Below are 16,704 nucleotides of genomic sequence, written 5' to 3'. Positions count from 1 at the left end.
GTCGACTTCGACGGCTGAATGTCACCGGAGGAGGTCATTTCGCGAACCATGTGCTTTTTGGTCCACAAAGCAATGATTCTACTAATGTAGGACCTTGCCGAAGGTGGGGCGCGTCGACGTCCGTGTCCTGCGGGAACCCGGCGCTGCGGGGCCGGAAGGCGCTGTCGCCGAGCGCGGCGGGGTCGGTCCCGCGTGTTCTCCAGGAGCGCCGTACGCGAACCGGCTCCGCCCTCACCCGTCGGGTGGCTGATGGCCTGCCGGGGGTTCAGGAGCGTGCTCGTCGCCCGGGGGCAGGAGCGACCGCAGTGCCATGGTCGTCAACTCGGCCTCCAGGGCGGCCCGGTCCGGCATCACCGCACTGCGGAGCGGGCGCCCGGCGAGGAGCGAGATCAGCCACCAGGCGGCGGTGTCCGGACTGATGTCGCCGCGGATGTCGCCGGCGATCTGGCCGCGGTGCAGCAGGCCCGCGAGGGCCTCGGCGAAGTGCTGGTGGATGTGGCGGGCGGCCTCGCCGAGGGCCGGGTCGTGTGCGAGGGCCGCCGCGTCGGCGAAGAGGAAACCGTGTGCGCCGCGCTGGTGGAAGCGGTCCATGTGGGCCGGGTCCAGGAAGGCGGCCAGTACCTCGGGGACGGGGCGCCCGGTGTCGGCGGCCTCGGTCAGGAGTGTGGTCACCGCGGTGGTCACGTGGTCGAGAGCCGCTTGGTAGAGGGCGGACTTGGAGCCGAAGTTCTGGAAGACCACCGGTTCCGTGACGCCGACGCGCCGGGCGATGTCGGACACCTTGCCCCGTTGGTAGCCGGTCTCGGAGAAGACCTCGGTGGCCGCGGCCAGGATCGAGGCGCGCCGCTCGGCGGCTGGCATCCGGGTGCGTGTACGGGCCTTGCCCTGGTGGGCGGGGGTCTTCTCGGCGTCGGTCACGCACGCCATCGTATGCCCCTTGCGACTTTTCTTAGTCGGGACTAAGTTGGGGTCGTACTTAGTTGTTACTAAGTTAAGGAGTGTGGCCGGTATGTCCATCGGGCGCCTTATGCAAGGGAAGCCGCACACGGACACCCCAGGGGTGACGATCGGAGCCCCGCGCAGCTACGAGCTGTGCGGCGCGCTCTGCTTCGCGGGCCGACGAAACCGTGCCTTCACCCGGCTCGCCGCGCTGAGCGGAGCCGAGACCGGGGACCGCGTACTGGACGTGGGCTGCGGCACCGGGTATCTGACCCGGCGCATGGCCGTCGCCGTCGGACCCGGGGGAGCGGTGACGGGAGTCGATCCGTCGCCCTCGGTGCTCGCCTACGCGCGGCGCAGGAACCGGGCCGGACGGGGCGCCGTGTGCACGTATCGGGAGGGGATCGCCGAGGACCTCGCCCTGCCGGACGGGTCGTTCGACACCGTCGTCACCAGCCTGATGCTGCACCACCTGCCGGAAGAACTCCGGCCGGCGGCCCTCGGGGAGATGTGGCGCGTCCTGCGGCCGGGCGGACGACTGCTGGTCGTCGAGTTCCGGCCGCCGCGGACCGCCCTCGGACGCCATCTGGTGCACGGCGGCCTGGGCCACGCCATGTCCCACAACCGGACCGACCTGCTGGACGGGCTCGTCACCGGCGCGGGGTTCGCGTTGCGGGGGAGCGGCGACGTCCGCCCGTGGCTGACGTACGTCCAAGGCGTACGTCCGATGCCCACGGGGCCCGCGGAGCAGGTGAGTTAGGCCCGGCCGGGGCGCGTCACCGGCCCGCGGCGCCCCGAGCTCCCGCCTCGTCCCCGGGGTCCCGGCTCCGACGTCCCGCCTCGTCCCCGAGGTCTCGGGGTCCTGCCCCCGAGGTCCCGGCTCCAGGTACTGCTCCCGAGCTCCCGCCCCGACGCCCCGGCCGTGTGAACTCCGCGCGCACCGTCGGGGCGGACGGCACCGGCCGCTACTCCCGGGCCATGTCCGACTCGGCCGAACTCGCCGCCGACTCCGCGTCGTCGACCAGCTTTCGCAGATGGGTGACGTCCGTGGAGGTCGCGTCGGGGGAGGCGGGGGCGTTCGTGGTGTCCGCGGGGCCGCCGCACGCGGTCAGGAACAGCGCGGTCGTGGCGACGGCCAGGGCGAGGTGCCGTACACGCATCAGGAGTCAGCTCCGTCGCCGTGGCTCTCGCACCACTTCTCGACGTCCGCCAGGTCCTTCTGGCGGCCCTCCAGGGTCGGAACGAGCGAGCGCCGGAAGGTGAGCCTGTTGTCGAGATAGGTCTCGATCTCCGTGTGCCCGGCGGACTTGGCGTTGGCCACGCGCTGTTCCAGACGGGCGATGGAACCACGCTGCGTGGCGTCCCCGTTCAGCCGCTCGAGGATGCGGTCGATCCGGTGGTCGATCTTCGGCGCCCGCTTGCAGAGCGCCTGCGCGCCGTCACCGGTCGGCGCGCCCGACGGCTTCGCCCCGGGGCCGTCGGCCGACGCGGCGCCTGCGGCGCCGAGCAGCGCGCCGACCGCCAGCAGCGAGACGACGGTCGTCCTGGTCCTCGATGCCGCCGGCATCTTCGTCCTCGAAGTACTCGACGTACCCGACGTACTCGACATCCTGAACTCCTCTTCGTTCCGGGGGCGGTTGCCCGCACGCCCGGCACGCTAGGAGTCCTCTTTGTGGAATTCTTGTGGCCCGGCACCGGCGGTCGTGATCACCCAGTTGCGCTGTCGGGGGAGCGTCGCCCGCGTCCCGGCCGGGCCGCCCATGAGCGGGAGCACGACCTCGACCCGGGTCCCCGCTCCGCCCGGCGGCTCCAGGACGCGGACGCGGCCCCGGTGCAGGTCGATCTGCTGCGCGACGAGGGTGAGTCCGAGGCCCGAACCCGGGCTGTCCGGGCCGCGCTCGAAACGCTTGAAAACGTCGGCCCGACGCTCGGGCGCGATGCCCGGCCCCCGGTCGTCGACGACGAGCACGGCGTCGTCGCCGCTCGCGCGCAGCGTGACGTCGACGTGCGCGGGCCGGCCGTCCGCACCGCCGCCGTGCACCAGCGCGTTGGTGAGGAGATTGTCCAGGACCGTGCGCAGCCCGGGCTCCCAGCCGTACACCCGCAGCCCCGGTGGACAGTCGCCGACGACGCGCGCCCGCGGATGGCGCCGCCGCTGCTCCCGCACGCTCGCCTCGACGACGTCGCCGAGGTCCACCGGACCGAAGGCGTCCGCCTCGACCAGGTCACCGCGACCGAGTTCGCGCAGCATGACCAACAGGCCCAGCAGCCGGGTGTGTTCGCGGTGCAGGTCGTCGAGGACCTCGTCGCGGTCGGGCGCGGGAAGGCCCGGGTGCGCGGTGAGGATCTCCAGATTGGTCTGCATGCTCATCAGCGGAGTGCGCAGTTCGTGCGCGGCGGCCGAGGCGAAGGAACGGGCGGTGGCGAGGGCCTCCTCGGTCCTCGCGGCCTGCTCGTCGTAGCGGCTCAGGACCGTCTGGAGGGTGTGTGCCAGGTCGTCGACCTCGGTGATCCGTGCCGGCGTGTGGTCGAGGCGGGCGGCGCTGGTCCGCGGATCCAGACCGCTCGCGCTGTCCCGCAGCCGTCGCAGCGGACGGCTCGCACGCCCCGCCACCGCCCCGGCCAGCAGCCCGGACAACGGCGCGGCGAGCAGCGCCACCGTCACCACGCGCCTGCGCACCAGCCGCAGTTGGGTGGCGCCCGCCGTGTCGGGCGCGAACAGCCAGAGCGTGCCGCGTACTCCGGGCCGCCCACCGGTCACCCGCGTCGACAGCACCCGCCAGGTGTCCCCGTCGGCCCGCAGGGTGACCGGCACCGGCGCGCTCGCGGGAAGCGACACGTCTTGTGCGGGCTGCGGCCCGCCCGTGAAGGTCTCCCCGGGACCGATCAGCCGTACGCCGACGTCCAGAGCGGAGGTGAACAGCCGCCGCTCACGGGCCTGTTCCACCGCCGCCGACCGGTCGGCGGCGCTCGCGCGCAGCAGTCCGCGGGCGTCCTTCGCCACCGCCGCCGCGCTCTCCCGCAGATGCGCGTCCTGCTGGTCGTGCAGATCCGCCGCGACCAGCCGCAGCAGCAACCAGCCGGTGGCCAGCACCAGTACCGGCACGGTCGCCCCGACCGCGAGGGCGATGCGGGTGGACAGCCTCACCGCCCGGCCTCCGGTCCGTCGTCGCGCAGCACGAACCCCACTCCTCGTACGGTGTGGATGATCCGGGCGCGCCCCGGCGTCTCCAGCTTGCGCCGCAGATAGCTCACGAACGTGTCCACCGCGTCGGTGCGCACATCGAAGTCGTACCCCCAGACCCGGTCGAGGAGTTGATCGCGGCCGAGCACGATGCCCGCGTTGCGTGCCAGGACATGGAGCAGCTCGAACTCCCGCCGTGTCAGCTCCAGTTGGCGCCCGTCCAGGCTGACCCGGCGGGCGGCGGGATCCAGCGACAGCCCGCCCACCCGTACGGTGTCGGTGTCCCTCGGCGGCCGACGCCGCAACAGCGCCTGCAGCCGGAGCACCAACTCCTGCAGGGCGAACGGCTTCACCAGGTAGTCGTCGCCACCGGCCTGCAGCCCCGCGATCCGGTCAGCGGTCTCGTCGAGCGCCGAGAGCATCAGGACGGGTACGTCGTTGTCCTCCTCGCGCAGCGTCCGGCATACGTCGATGCCGCTGAGGTCCGGCATGGAGATGTCCAGCACGATCGCGTCGGGCGGCGTCTGCCGGGCCACGGCCAGCGCCGGCCGGCCGCCGTCGGCGAGATCCACCGTGAAACCTCCCAGCCGCAGACCGCGTTCGAGCGAACGTCGTATCGCAGCGTCGTCGTCGACGACGAGGACCCGGCCCCGGTCTCCGCCCATCACCACACCCCAGCTCGGAGGAACCGGCCGGTCGTGCCGGCCCGTTTCGTCGCCCATGGTGCACCAGCCCCGTCGTCGACGGACCCGCGCGGTACCCCAGGACGCCGACGGCAGGCACGAAAAGATAACGAAGGACTTCGTGTCGCGTAAGGGAACGACCGCGCAGCGTAATGTCCCGCATGTCCTGGGTGCTCGTGGGGGAGCGACCCGGTGGTGGGGGAGGGGAATGTCATGCCTGTCATGGCGCGTGTCCGAAGAACGCCCGAAAACACCCGGGCCCGACTCGTCGCGGCGGTCTGCACGGGGCTCCTGTGCGCCGCGCTGACCGGCTGCGGCAACGACGGCTCGGCGACGGCCGACGCGTCGACGGCCTCCGCGAGCACCTTGGCGTCCGATCCGCCGACGTCCGCGCCCGCCTCGCCGCCCGAGCCGACGCCCTCGGTCAGCGAGGTACCGACGCCGACGGACGAGCCGGCCACTACGGGCTCGCCGGACAAACCGGTCCCGGCCGACGCCTCGGACGCGTCGTCGCTGTGGGGCAAGAGGTTCAGCGGCAGCGCGAAGATCTCCGTCGACATCTACGACTACTGCACCACCGACGGCTCCCGGCGCCAGGCAGGCAGCCAGACCTACTCCATGAACAGCACGCTGGACCTGAGCCGGCCTCGGACCGGCGGCGACGAGACCGAGAGCAACCCGTTCTCGATGCTGTTCGCGGCGGGCGATCCGTCCCAGGCCGGCGCGGTGTCCTTCTGGTCCTCGGCGGTCAGTACGACCTCCAGCCAGGACCTGGCCGGCAATCCCCGGGATCCGCATCTCCTGCTGACCTACTGGGACATCGACTGGTCCGACGGTGAACTGGACGCCCGGCTCACCGACCCGCACACCCAGCAGGCCGTCGCCCTGAACCTGCTCAACTGGTCCAGCCCGGTCGTCGCCTGCCGCTCCGACCTCGGCCAACTGCCCGGCGGCTACCCGCACGCGCTGGCTTCCGGTACGACCTTCGCGGGCAGGCTCGACGGTTCCTCGGCATCACTCACCGCCGAGGGCAGCAGCATCGACGGCCAGGTCGCGTTCCGCTTCGAGTTCGACGGCACAGCCTCGTGATCCCCTCCCCGCGGACAACCGGGACGGGGCGGCCGGAACGCGAGGCGACCGGACCCGGGGAGGCCGGATGACGACACCGGATCGGCTGGACGGCTGGAGCGTGCGGATCGCCGAGTGGGTCACGCCCGGTGAGACCGGGTTCGCCGCTCAGACCGCTCGGGCGTACGCCGCGGGCGGCGTCCCCCGCCGCAACCTCTTCTCCCCGCCCGGACAGGCGCCCGGCGGCATGGGCGGCGGAGCGGTCTCCGTCCTCCCCGTCGTGCTGGACGGACTGGCGTACGCCGCCGAGTCCCTCAAATCGGCCTTGGGCAGCCCCGAGTTGAACAACGTCCTGTCCGCCACCGGACTGCTGGTCGGTTTACGGGCCCAGCGGCGCGCCGACGCCGCGTCCCGACGACCGGAGGAGGACGACACCGCCATACCCGAGGGCGCCGCGACGCCCGGGGAAGGCGGGCCTCCCGGGGAAGGCGGGGCGCCGTCACCGCCCCAGGCTTTAGGGGATGGCGGGGACGACGGGGCTGACACGGACAGCGAAGGCTTACCGGGAGCCGTAGTGCCCTCGGACGGCGCGGACCGCGGCCGGTCGGCCGCGCCCACGGTGGAGGTCGTGCGCGCCGCTCTGCGCATGAGCGGGCGGCTCCGGGCCCGGGGCATCGAGCCGACCGAAGCCGACGAACTGGCGGCACGGCTCACCGCCCGGCTGGTGACCGACGACGATCCGGTGGACGTGGTGGCCTTCCTCGACGCACTGGTCGGTGACCAGCCGCCGCCACGTGTGCGCGGCGCGGGTCCCCGGTGCAGGAAGCTGCGCCGGCTGCGTTCGGCGGCGTCGGGTCTGCTGTCCCGCGTCGGCCGGCCCCGTACGACGAGCCACCGGCCGCCGCCCGGTCCCGAGGGAACGAACCAGGGATGAGCACGGCATCGACCGCACCGATCCACCGCTCGTCCCGGCGTGCCGGCCACCCCCGTACGCTGTCATGAGGAAGCCGCCGCCGCTGCGTCCCGCCCGCTCGTGGGGACCACCGCCCTGGCTGTGGCTGACCCTGCTGCTCTTCCTCGCAGAGATCCCCGCGCTGATCGGGCTCACCCTCGGAGTGGGCACGGGCCTCGGCCGGTTCGGCGAGACCGGGCGCGGCCGCTTCGTCACGGCGGTGCTCAGCCTGGTCCAGCTCCTGCCCCTCTTCTTCCTGCTCGCCGCGCTCCTCGCGCTCCTCGCCCCACGGGCACGCTGCCGTTCCGTCGAACGCCGCTACGGACTGCTGGCCCCCGACGATCCGCTGATGGCGCCCCCGTCAGCGGCATCAGGGAATCCCGGCGAACCCGCCGAACCGCACTTCTCCGCCCGGATGACGGCCTTCGTCGACGAGCACGCACCGGGCACCCGACTACGCCTGAGCACCCGGAAGGGACTCACCGCCCGCGTCTATCCCGGCGGGTGGCGCACGACACGGATCGGCGTCTTCGCTCCGCTCGTCCATCTCTGGCAGACGGACGTCGAAGCGGCCCGCGCGGTGCTCCTGCACGAACTCGGCCATCTGCGGCAGGGCGAGCAGCACGTCACCGGGCTCGGCAGCCCCTTCACCGCGCTCGTCCGTATCTGGCCCTACGTCCTGGCGGGCTTCGTCGTCCTGCCCGTCACCCTGTTGTTCGTCACGGGCAACGCGACCGCCCGTCTGACGCTCGCCGAGGTCGTGCTGGTCCTCTTCAGCGTGCCCAAGGTGCTGCTCCTCGTGGTCGGCGCGCTGTGGTCGGCGGAGCTCGGCGCGGACCGCTTGGCTGCTCGGGCCGCGGGCCCCGACACCGTCGTACGCGCTCTGCGCCGCCTGGAGAAGGGCGATCACGGAGGCCTCGCGCGGCTCTACCACCCGCCCGTCAGGATGCGGATCTGGTGTGTCTCGCACGGCGAGACGGCCGGGGCGCAGCTCCTGTTGACGCTGCTGTGGCCCCTCGCGCTGTTCGCCCAGCTGCTGCTCACGACACTGGGGGCCGTTCCCGCGTACGTGTTGCTGGGTGCGTCGAGCGACCGTGCCACCAGGCAGGTCCTCGCCCTGGCCCATGAGTCGCTCGTGACGCAGCCCGCTTGGTGGGCGACGCTCGCCGTCGCGCTGGTCTGGCCGCTGGTGACGGGCGTACGCCCCGCACGGCGAGACCCGTCGGCGACATCCCGGTCCGCGAAGGTCTACGTCGCGGTCGTCCTGGTCCCCACGGTCCTGCTGCTCGTCGGACTGCTGCCCCTCGCTTCCCGTCCTCCCGGCGGCGTCTTCGCGGACGACCGGCCGGGGCCGACCGCCCCCGCCACGCAAGGGCCGAGCGACGGCGACACCGGGGCAGGCGCCACGACGACGGCATGCCCCAGCCGCGCGGCACCGCCCGATCCGGCACGTCCGCCGGGACTCCCGGCCTTCGCACCGGGAACGCCGTCGCCGTCCGGTGACGGCGGGCCGGACCGGCCGCCGGGACCACGCACCTTCCGCACCCTCGACGTCACCTCCGCCGATGCCGTCGCGGGCACCCGCACCCAGGCCCAGGACGTGGGCGACCGCCTGCGCGGCGCCCGCTGGACGCTGCACGACGACGGCACGCTGACCGCCGACCGGGCCGAAGTCCCCGCCCTGCGCACCACGTCCGTCGACGCCACGACACGCCTGCTGACGGGGCAGCGCACGGAACGCACCGACGTCAGCGCGACCACGACGTGGATGGAGGCCCGCCTCGTCGGCGGCGCGGGGCCGACGGCACGACTGGACCTCATCAGGGCCGCGACCAGGGACACGCGGGCCGTGGTCGCCTGCCGGGAATTCACCTCCACGTCGAGCACCGCCCAGCGCCTGTCGCTCACCCTGGGCGAAGGGTGATCCGTACCCGCCCCGTCACCGTCGTGTCACAGCCATGTCCGCAGGTGAACCACGGGAAGCCGCTGTGCGATCTCTAGCGGCGAGTGCCGGTGAGGCCGGTGCCTGAACATCTCAATCGGGGGACTTCATGCAGTACGGGATGCAGTACGGGTCGCGTGTCCGTAGAGCCGCTCTGGCCATGGCGACCGTGTCGGCGGCCACGCTTCTCATGACCGCGTGCCAGCCGGGCGATGACGGCGCGGATTCCACCGCTTCGCCGTCGGGCGCGCCGGCCTCGCCGACGGTCTCGTCCACCGGCTCCCCGAAGCCCGCCACGTCGCCCGGCGGGTCGGGATCGTCGGCCAAGCCTGCGGGGGACTCCACTCCCAAGGCCCCGGGTTCGGCGTCCGCCACCTCGACCCCGACGACGAAGACGTGCGCCGCCGAGTCCCTGAAGGCGTTCCTGTACCAGGCCGATGTCCGGCCCGACGGCACCGGAATCGGCGCGGTGATCGCCGAGTTCACCAACATGTCCAGCACGACGTGCGCCGTCCAGGGGCATCCGACCGTGGCGGGGGCGCCCAACGGATCCCCAGAGAAGAACCACCTGCTCGCGGTGACACCGACGGGCTCCGCGCCCAAGGTGCTGCTCGCGCCCGGCGCGAAGGCATGGGTCAAGGTGACGTTCGTCCAGGTCCAGGGCGAGGGCGACGGCTACTGCGTGTCCGGCTCCGATCCGGTCACCTACCCGACGCTGGTGGTTGCCCTTCCCTCCGGCGGAGCGCACCAACTCGCCCTCGACGACGGCGCGCTGGCCGAGTGCGACGACAAGGCGACGGTCACCGCCGTCACCGCGACGAAGCCTTCCTGATCATTACCGGTGCGCCGTCGCCGCCGCGTGCCGGCGGTGACGGTGTATCCGTCCGCGTGATCAGAACCGCTGGAACAACACCGGAATCAGGGCGGGTATCGCGGGGGCGAGCAGATAGAGGACGATTCCGGTCATGGCCTTGCGGGTGGTGACCGGAAGCACCGGATCTGCCCAGACCTGCGCTATCGCCGCGTCGGACTCGTTGTCGGGAAGATTTCGGTGGAGCGATGCCACGTACTTCTTCTTGACGGCCAGCGCGGAGTGGTAGCCGATCGAGGAGGGGTAGACGATCACGAGGATGTCCACCAGCATCACGAAGAACACGATGAACACCATCCATGCCGCTGCCGGCAGCCAGACCGTGAACAGGACCAGCAGGCCGATCAGATGGGCCAGGGCGGATCCGTACGTCCACAGCATGAACTGACGCAGCGAACGCAGCCCTTGGAAGCCGTCACTGTCGAACTTCATGTTCGGGGTCACCCCGAAGTCGAGTTTGGCGGAACGGTAGAGATAGGCGGTGAAGACGACGCCCATCACCAACTGCTTGGCCAGGAAGTAGAAGGCGTACGTGCCCGCCGCGCACAGTGCCGTGGCCAGTTCGGGATGGGTGTGCCGGTTCGCCCACCAGCCGGCGTAGACCTTGGAGCGCCAGACCGAGTCGGGAAGCTCGGTGGGGTTCCACGTCCCCATGAGGCCATGGGTGTTGACGAACGAGTACAGCAGGATCGTACTGACCGCCATGACCACCGCGATGCCCAGCGAGACGTCCCAGCGGCCGAGCAGACGAAACCATTTGTTGATCCGGCGGACCAGATCGTTGAGTTGGCGGATCTTGGCGGGTGACAGGTGCTCGGCGCCACCGTTGCGCACGTTCATCTGGACGAAGTCGCCGATGGCCTGCACTTGTTGACAGCAGAAGACCGGGGTGATGAAGACGACGGCCAGCACGACGAGGCCGGCCAGGTCCTGGAGCAGCGACAGGCTGACGTCGCTCAGTTCGGGGTTGTCGGAGACCAGGTAGTCCAGGGCCCACCGCCGGTCCGAGGTGTCCGGGGCCCCCAGCACTCCGCCGGCCTCGGCAAGGCCGAGGAGTGTGACGGCTGAGGCCAGACTGATCAGCAGGATCCTGGTCTTGGCGGTCACCGTCCGCAGGGTCCAGAACCGCAGGCGCACCAAAATTCCTGTCAGCCGCCGGGCCGGCCGCCACGGCACGCGGTTCCCCCGGGCCATCGCCGAGTGGAGATCGTCGGGGCTGTAGGGACGGAAGACCGTTCCGATCCGTTGTGGTTCCAACGACTCAAGCTGCTCGATCCGCTCCATCCCCCGCCCCTGATGGTCACACCACGCAACGGTTCTTTATAGCGGGGCGAGCGCGAGCCGCCTACCCCCGCGGCACCGTCCGGAGACGGTCGGGCCGAGCCGGCCCGCACCGCCGTGACCGCCACCGTCGTGTAGGGCGGCGCGAGCAGCTCTTTCTCGGCCTCGTCATCGCCCGGGACGGCCTGCGCGCCCTGCTGCGGGCCACCACCCCGGCCGGCCCGCCCGTTCTGACGGAGGCCGCGGCCATGATCGGTCTCCATCTCCACGCGGAGCGCGACCTGGGCGCGTCGCCCCGGACGCCGACGTCGACACGCTCGCGCTGACGCTCATCGGGACCGGCCACCTGCTCTTCGCCGGCCGGGAGGACACGCCGCCCGACCTGGACGGCGTCCGTCGGACGGTGAGCTCGGTCGTCGCCGGGGCCGTACGCGAGGTGTAGCCGCCTCGGGGTGACAGGGCCGTGTGCGTGTCGCCTGTCGCGTGTGGGCCCGTGCGCGGCGTGTCGCGGGTGTAGGTCACGTTCCGCGCTCGTTATGTCGCGTTCTGGGCATGTTCAGGGGTTTGGGAATGCGGACGCCGGGGGCGCTGTTACAGCTCACGTAATTGATTGGCATGCGCGAGTCAAGGCTCGTGTGTGGTGGGCGAAGGAGGACCTTATGGCACGCAGTACCGCGCGCCCCGTCGTCACGCTGAAGTCGACGGCCGGGACCGGCGCCACTTATGTGACGCGCAAGAACCGCGGGAACGACCCCGACCGGCTCGTCCTGCGCAAGTACGACCCGCTGGCGGGGAAGCACGTCGCGTTCCGGGAGGAGCGCTGACCCCACGCCGGGCGCGGGCAGACGTACCCGGCGTATCCGCGGACATACCTGCCGTAACCGAGGAGGGAACCCCATGAGGCCCGACATTCACCCCGAATCCCGTCCGGTCGTCTTCCGTGACCGTGCCGCCGGTGTCGCCTTTCTGACGCGATCCACCGCGCACTCCGCCCGGACGATCGAGTGGGAGGGCGGCGCCGTCCATCCGCTCATCGACGTCGAGATCTCGTCGGCGAGCCACCCGTTCTACACCGGGACCACGCGGGTCCTGGACACCGCCGGCCGCGTGGAGCGCTTCGAGCGCCGCTACGGCCGCGCGGCGTCGAACCGGCACTGAACGCCGGAGCGCGTCGAGTTCGGCAGGAGGAGAACAGAGCCATGAAGGTACGCAAGTCACTGCGCTCGCTGAAGTCCAAGCCCGGGGCCCAGGTGGTCCGTAGGCGCGGAGTGGTCTTCGTCGTGAACAAGAAGAACCCGCGCCTCAAGGCCCGCCAGGGCTGACGGAGTATCAGGGGGAAGAGATCCGGTCCGGCCGACGCGCTGTGCGTCGACCGGACCGGCCGCGTGTGCGGCGGGGTCCTGGGCGCGGATCCCGGCCCTCCCGTTCGACAACCGGCAGCGAACGGTCCGACAGGACGCGGACCAGCAGCGCTCCTATGCTGGAACGGTAGGGCTGCGAGGCCTGTTGCTCCAGGCCGGTTGCCCGAGGCGAGGCAGTGGCCCGCGACGTTACGCACGTCCGTGCCCGCCGCCTCGTACGAGAACGCGGGAGTTGTCCTCGTGGGCGCGGGCTACGGCCTCGGCATCTTCAACGTCCAGGGCTGGATCGGACACAACGGCTCCCTGCCGGGCTACGAGTCGCTGACCGTCTACTTCCCCCCGGCGCAGGCGACCCTCGTCGTGCTGCTGAACACCGACATCAACTACCAGGGCTCCGAACCCAGCACCCTCTTCGGGGACGCGATCACGAAGATCGTCACACCGCAGCACGTCTTCAACCTGCCGGCGCAGCCCGCGGCTCGCTGACGCGCCGGTCCGCCGAGCGTTACGATCACGATCGTGACGTGCCCTTCTCCGCGGGCGACCGGATCGCCCGCGGACAGCGGCGCGGTGGATGTGATGGATCCGATGCGTGAGGGTCGCGCCGGGCGAAGTACTCCGAAGGGAGCCGTTCGTGACCACGGCAAGGGACTTGTTCATCATCACGATGGACAGGGAGCCGGACCGTTCTGTGGGGCAGGGCGACCTGTCGCTCGCCCTCGCCGGAGCCGAGGTGATCGATCTCCTCGCCGACGAGGTCCTCACCCTGGACGGCGACAGGATGGTGCCGGCGCGGCAGCCGGCGACGGACGACCGGCTTCTGGGCGAGGCGGCGTCCGCGGTCCTGCCACAGGCCCCGTACGAGCGGGTCGAGGACTGGCTGTGGCGCAGGGGCCGCGACCTGTCGGCGGCCTATCAGACCGACCTCGAACAGGCGGGCCTGCTCACCCGGCAGCGGCGAGGACGACTGCCCTTCGGCGCGAACCGCATGGAGTTGGTCGACTCACCGGCCCGCAGCCGGGCGATGCACCGCTGGGCGGCGGACGAGCCCGTCCTCGTCGCCCTCGCCGCGGTGGTCGGGATCCCCGCCGAGCAGAGCGATGACACCCCGGCCGTCGACGACGAGGCCGTGACGACCGTCCTGGTCGCCGTGCACGACGCGGTGATGGAACTGGAAGCCGTCCGCCAACGCCGGGCCATCGAGAACGCCGCGTTCGCCAACATCTGGCGAGGCGCCTGAGGGAAACCGCACCAGGGCCGGACCCGACCATGTCGCGGCCGGCCGACCCGTGCGGGTGGGGCCGAGCCTGTGACGACGGCGTGCGGGCCGCGACGATGGCGTGCGAGCCTGTGACGGCGGGGTGCGAGTCGGTCCAGGAGCTCTCTCCACCCGGACCTCGTTCCTCGCCCGTGCCCTCGAACGCTCGCGTCCCTCTACCGTCCCTCTACCTGCAACGAGTCCTCGGGAAGGGGCCGGCGCCGACCGGGGTCCTGCGGCCGGGAGCCGGTGCGACGGCGGGCCGGATCGGTGGGGACGGCGCTTGCTGCCCGCCGTGATCACCCGGACGACTGCCGGGCCCGTTCCTCGCTCTCGCGTGCCGCCTGGAGGGCGTCGACGCGTGGCGCCCGCCGTGGCAGCAGCGAGTCGGTGACGCGCTGCAGCGTCTTCGTCAGGGGGTGCTTGTCCTGTCCCGGCGCGGAGCCCCGCACGGCGGACGCCGCGTCGCGGTACTCGGCCATCTCGGAGAGCGCCGTGTGGGCGAGTTCGGTCGCCTCGCGGTACAGGTCGCGCGACTTGGTCATCGCGTCGAGGGCGTCGGAGTACGAGGCCACCAGGGCGCGCGCGTGGGCGAGTTCCTCTTCGAGCGACAGCAGACGCCACTCCTGACGGAGCGCGGTGAGGGTCGCCGCCGCGTCGGCCGGCAGCGGCCAGGGCAGCGCCGCGAACTCTACGATCTTGTCGAGGAGTTCGGTCGGTTCGGAGCCGTCGAGGAACATACTGCGCACCCTGAAGGCCTGCTCGTCGTACCCGACCCGGGCGGGCGTGCCGGACAGGATGACGGCTCCGCCGCGCGGCACGGACGTCCCGTGGTCGCCGAGGGCCCAGTTGACCGCGTGGAACTGCTCGGGCGTGGCGCGGTGTTCCACCACGCGATGCCGTAGTCCGGGCGGCAGCAAACGGGACAGTGGCAGGCGGCCGTCGTCGTCGGGGGTCATGGCCTCGTGCACGACGACGTTGATGCTCCAGCTGTGCCGCGCGATGTCCTTGAGCAGGCGGCGCAGCGCGGCGTCGTCCTTCGGCAGCGGGTTGATGTCCTGGAGCCACAGCCCGGCCGTGGCGTCACGATCCCAGGAGAAGCCGCTGTTCCCGGGCCAGAACATGGTGGCCGGGGACGGCCACGCGAGATCCCAGGGCTGTTCCGCCTCGGCCGCCAGTGTCCAGCGCCGCTCGGCGTCCACATGCTCACGTCCGTCGGTGGCGAGCCGCGCCCGTACCGTGACGTCGCCGTCGACGAGCCAGCGCGCCTCGAAGACGTGACCGTCGGGCGTCGCGGCGTTCTCCGTCTCCAGGAAGCCCTGGATCCTTTCGCTGTTCTTCAGTTCCCTCAGGTGTTCCCGGAGAGCCTTCTGCGGGGCGGGGCCGGTATGGCGCCCGGCGGCCAGCCAGACTGTTTCCGGGGCGGTGGGACGGTCTGTGGAGGACTTCGGCATGAGTCACTTTGCTGGTGGGGTGCAGTGTTCCCTCCCAGTATGGTCACCTTGGGCCACGAGCCGGGCGCCGAGGCCCCTCAGGATCACAGACCTCCGCCAACGAGTGACTATGACCACTTCGTTGACGCATGGGCGCATTGAGGCCATCGCGGGGATTTCGAGCGGGCCGCGCATCGCCGGGTCGCTCCGGGTGGCAGCGGTTCCCCACGCGCGTGTCGAGGACGGTGCCGGCGGGTGCCCGGCCGGGCGAAGGGCGCGGACCTGCGAGGACGCGGGGTGAATCGAGCCCGGCCGAGGCCTTCCGGACAGCGTGGGCGCCGGTAGGGTTGCGGTCGGAGAAGGGGCGGACGCGGATGCGGCAGCGGGTGACCATGAGCGATGTGGCGCGGGCCGCGGGAGTCTCGTCCGCGACCGTCTCGTACGTTCTGAGCGGCAAGCGCCCCGTCACCGAGGAAACGCGCAAGTCGGTCGAATCGGCCATCGAGCGTCTCGGCTTCAGCCTCAACCCGGTCGCCCGCAGCCTGCGTACGGGCAAGTCCACGATGGTCGCACTCGTCGTGCCGGACATCGCCAACCCGTTCTACGCGCTCCTCGCCCGCTCGATCCAGGACGAGCTGCGCGGCCGGGGCTACCACGTACTGGTGAGCAGTACGGGGGCGCGGCGGGACGAGGAGGAGGCATTGCTGCGCGAGGCGGTGCAACAGCGTTTCGCCGGTGTGGTGATGACGCCGTTCCGGCTGGCCACCGATGCCTTCGACGTGTTGCGCGGTGCCGCGATCCCGGCGGTCGTCAGCGCGGACGTCTCGTTCGGTGACGTCGATCTGGTGACCCCCGATGCCGACGCCGCGGTCCGCGAGGCGCTGGCGCATGTGGCGGCCACCGGCCGTCGGCGCATCGGTGTGATCGCCGGGCCGCAGGATGCCGCGGGCGGCGATCCACGACTGGAACGCGTCCGGCAGTGCGCGGCCGAGGCGGGGCTGACCGTCGCGGCGGAGCACGTCGTCCATGGTGAACACACGCGCGAGGCGGGAGCGGAGGGCTTCGAGCGTCTGATGCGTTCCCGGCGCCGGCCCGAAGCGGTGATGTGCGGCAACGACATCACGGCTGTCGGCGCGATGGACACGGCCGAGCGCCTCGGGCTCGACATCCCCGGCGACGTGTCTCTGGTGGGGCACGACGACATCGAGTTCGCCTCGCTGGTCCGGCCGCGCCTGACGACCATTCGGTACCCGGCGCGCGAGGTCGGCCGTGTCGCGGCCCAGCTCCTCCTGGAGCAGATCGACGGCCGGACGCGGCGGAGGACCGTCCGGGTCACCGCGGACTTCGTGGCCCGGGCGTCGGTCTGACGGCGGTCTGACCCCGTTCTGATGCCGGTCTGACGCCTGTCCGACACCGCCGTCCGACACCGCCGTCCGACACCGCCGTCCGACGGCGAAGGCTGCTCCGGCGCGCCCGCCTTCCCTCCGTCCCACGTTTTTTCCGGAGGATCTGCGTTCCGCGTTTTTCCGGATCTATGTCGAGGGACGGTGGCGTAATCGATTACGTTGCGCGAGACTGGGCTGCGGGCGACAGCTTGGCCGGGGGTGGACAGCCCCATGAATCGTCATAGCCGCCGTCGGATGGGGCGGGAAAAGCGCATATGCCGGTTTGGCCTGCCCGCAACCAAAATCGATCATCGAATGTTCACTTTTGGTTGTCTGTGTCGCGGAAA

17 protein-coding genes and 1 pseudogene are annotated in these 16,704 nt (G+C 71.5%); 11 read left to right on the top strand and 7 right to left on the bottom strand.

Going from position 1 to position 16,704, the window contains the following annotated elements; all coding sequences use genetic code 11:
• Positions 1-231: 231 nt before the first annotated feature.
• On the bottom strand, positions 232-918 hold the full coding sequence (locus ABZX90_RS31770) for a TetR/AcrR family transcriptional regulator (protein ID WP_355210607.1): 687 nt from the start codon (positions 916-918) through the stop codon (positions 232-234).
• Between the two features lie 142 nt (positions 919-1,060).
• Here ABZX90_RS31770 and ABZX90_RS31765 point away from each other — a divergent pair, with 142 nt between their 5' ends.
• On the top strand, positions 1,061-1,699 hold the full coding sequence (locus ABZX90_RS31765) for a methyltransferase domain-containing protein (RefSeq protein ID WP_351131160.1): 639 nt from the start codon (positions 1,061-1,063) through the stop codon (positions 1,697-1,699).
• A gap of 205 nt (positions 1,700-1,904) precedes the next feature.
• Here ABZX90_RS31765 and ABZX90_RS31760 read toward each other — a convergent pair whose 3' ends face one another.
• The 4 genes from ABZX90_RS31760 to ABZX90_RS31745 are packed head-to-tail and all read right to left on the bottom strand — an operon-like array spanning position 1,905 to position 4,788.
• Entirely contained in the window at positions 1,905-2,099 is a 195-nt protein-coding gene (locus ABZX90_RS31760; RefSeq protein ID WP_351131158.1) for a hypothetical protein, read from the bottom strand.
• On the bottom strand, positions 2,099-2,548 hold the full coding sequence (locus tag ABZX90_RS31755) for a hypothetical protein (RefSeq protein WP_355210604.1): 450 nt from the start codon (positions 2,546-2,548) through the stop codon (positions 2,099-2,101). The genes ABZX90_RS31760 and ABZX90_RS31755 overlap by 1 nt, the downstream gene beginning before the upstream one ends.
• A gap of 48 nt (positions 2,549-2,596) precedes the next feature.
• Positions 2,597-4,087 (bottom strand): HAMP domain-containing sensor histidine kinase, encoded by a 1,491-nt coding sequence (locus ABZX90_RS31750; protein ID WP_355210602.1) that lies wholly within the window; start codon positions 4,085-4,087, stop codon positions 2,597-2,599.
• Entirely contained in the window at positions 4,084-4,788 is a 705-nt protein-coding gene (locus tag ABZX90_RS31745; RefSeq protein ID WP_355210669.1) for a response regulator transcription factor, read from the bottom strand. Before ABZX90_RS31745 ends, ABZX90_RS31750 begins: the two co-directional genes overlap by 4 nt.
• A 240-nt stretch (positions 4,789-5,028) precedes the next feature.
• Between ABZX90_RS31745 and ABZX90_RS31740 the strand changes: the two genes are divergently transcribed.
• From ABZX90_RS31740 to ABZX90_RS31725, 4 genes are all read left to right on the top strand, one after another.
• On the top strand, positions 5,029-5,895 hold the full coding sequence (locus ABZX90_RS31740) for a hypothetical protein (RefSeq protein ID WP_355210599.1): 867 nt from the start codon (positions 5,029-5,031) through the stop codon (positions 5,893-5,895).
• Between the two features lie 67 nt (positions 5,896-5,962).
• Complete coding sequence (locus ABZX90_RS31735; protein WP_355210596.1) at positions 5,963-6,808, top strand: hypothetical protein; 846 nt, start codon at positions 5,963-5,965, stop codon at positions 6,806-6,808.
• 64 nt (positions 6,809-6,872) lie between these two features.
• Entirely contained in the window at positions 6,873-8,750 is a 1,878-nt protein-coding gene (locus tag ABZX90_RS31730) for a M48 family metalloprotease (RefSeq protein ID WP_355210593.1), read from the top strand.
• A 178-nt stretch (positions 8,751-8,928) separates the two neighbouring features.
• Positions 8,929-9,600: a DUF4232 domain-containing protein gene (locus ABZX90_RS31725; protein ID WP_355210590.1), complete on the top strand. Its 672-nt coding sequence runs from the start codon at positions 8,929-8,931 to the stop codon at positions 9,598-9,600.
• Positions 9,601-9,660: 60 nt separating this feature from the next.
• Here ABZX90_RS31725 and ABZX90_RS31720 read toward each other — a convergent pair whose 3' ends face one another.
• Positions 9,661-10,923, bottom strand: coding sequence for a hypothetical protein (locus tag ABZX90_RS31720; RefSeq protein WP_355210587.1), 1,263 nt, complete (start codon positions 10,921-10,923; stop codon positions 9,661-9,663).
• Positions 10,924-11,579: 656 nt separating this feature from the next.
• Between ABZX90_RS31720 and rpmG the strand changes: the two genes are divergently transcribed.
• The 5 genes and pseudogenes from rpmG (at position 11,580) to ABZX90_RS31695 (ending at position 13,521) form a co-directional block, all read left to right on the top strand.
• Entirely contained in the window at positions 11,580-11,744 is a 165-nt protein-coding gene (gene rpmG, locus ABZX90_RS31715; RefSeq protein ID WP_266764526.1) for a 50S ribosomal protein L33, read from the top strand.
• A 73-nt stretch (positions 11,745-11,817) separates the two neighbouring features.
• The gene (locus ABZX90_RS31710; RefSeq protein ID WP_355210584.1) at positions 11,818-12,078 is read left to right on the top strand and encodes a type B 50S ribosomal protein L31; all 261 of its coding nucleotides are present in this window, start codon (positions 11,818-11,820) and stop codon (positions 12,076-12,078) included.
• Between the two features lie 41 nt (positions 12,079-12,119).
• Positions 12,120-12,242, top strand: coding sequence for a type B 50S ribosomal protein L36 (gene ykgO, locus ABZX90_RS31705; protein ID WP_037617513.1), 123 nt, complete (start codon positions 12,120-12,122; stop codon positions 12,240-12,242).
• A 282-nt stretch (positions 12,243-12,524) separates the two neighbouring features.
• Positions 12,525-12,767: pseudogene (locus tag ABZX90_RS31700) on the top strand (serine hydrolase); the annotation flags it as partial.
• 148 nt (positions 12,768-12,915) lie between these two features.
• Complete coding sequence (locus ABZX90_RS31695; protein ID WP_351131144.1) at positions 12,916-13,521, top strand: GPP34 family phosphoprotein; 606 nt, start codon at positions 12,916-12,918, stop codon at positions 13,519-13,521.
• A gap of 317 nt (positions 13,522-13,838) precedes the next feature.
• On the opposite strand, the gene ABZX90_RS31690 is transcribed toward ABZX90_RS31695, so the two are convergent.
• The gene (locus ABZX90_RS31690) at positions 13,839-14,993 is read right to left on the bottom strand and encodes a hypothetical protein (protein ID WP_355210579.1); all 1,155 of its coding nucleotides are present in this window, start codon (positions 14,991-14,993) and stop codon (positions 13,839-13,841) included.
• A 353-nt stretch (positions 14,994-15,346) separates the two neighbouring features.
• On the opposite strand from ABZX90_RS31690, the gene ABZX90_RS31685 reads away from it, so the two are divergent.
• Positions 15,347-16,339, top strand: coding sequence for a LacI family DNA-binding transcriptional regulator (locus ABZX90_RS31685; RefSeq protein ID WP_351131142.1), 993 nt, complete (start codon positions 15,347-15,349; stop codon positions 16,337-16,339).
• Positions 16,340-16,704 lie beyond the last annotated feature (365 nt).

It is taken from the genome of Streptomyces sp. NPDC002935 (assembly GCF_040611295.1).
In the GTDB taxonomy this organism is placed as follows: domain Bacteria; phylum Actinomycetota; class Actinomycetes; order Streptomycetales; family Streptomycetaceae; genus Streptomyces.
Note: the sequence above shows the minus strand (reverse complement) of the source record. Positions and strands in the feature narration are given on the sequence as shown.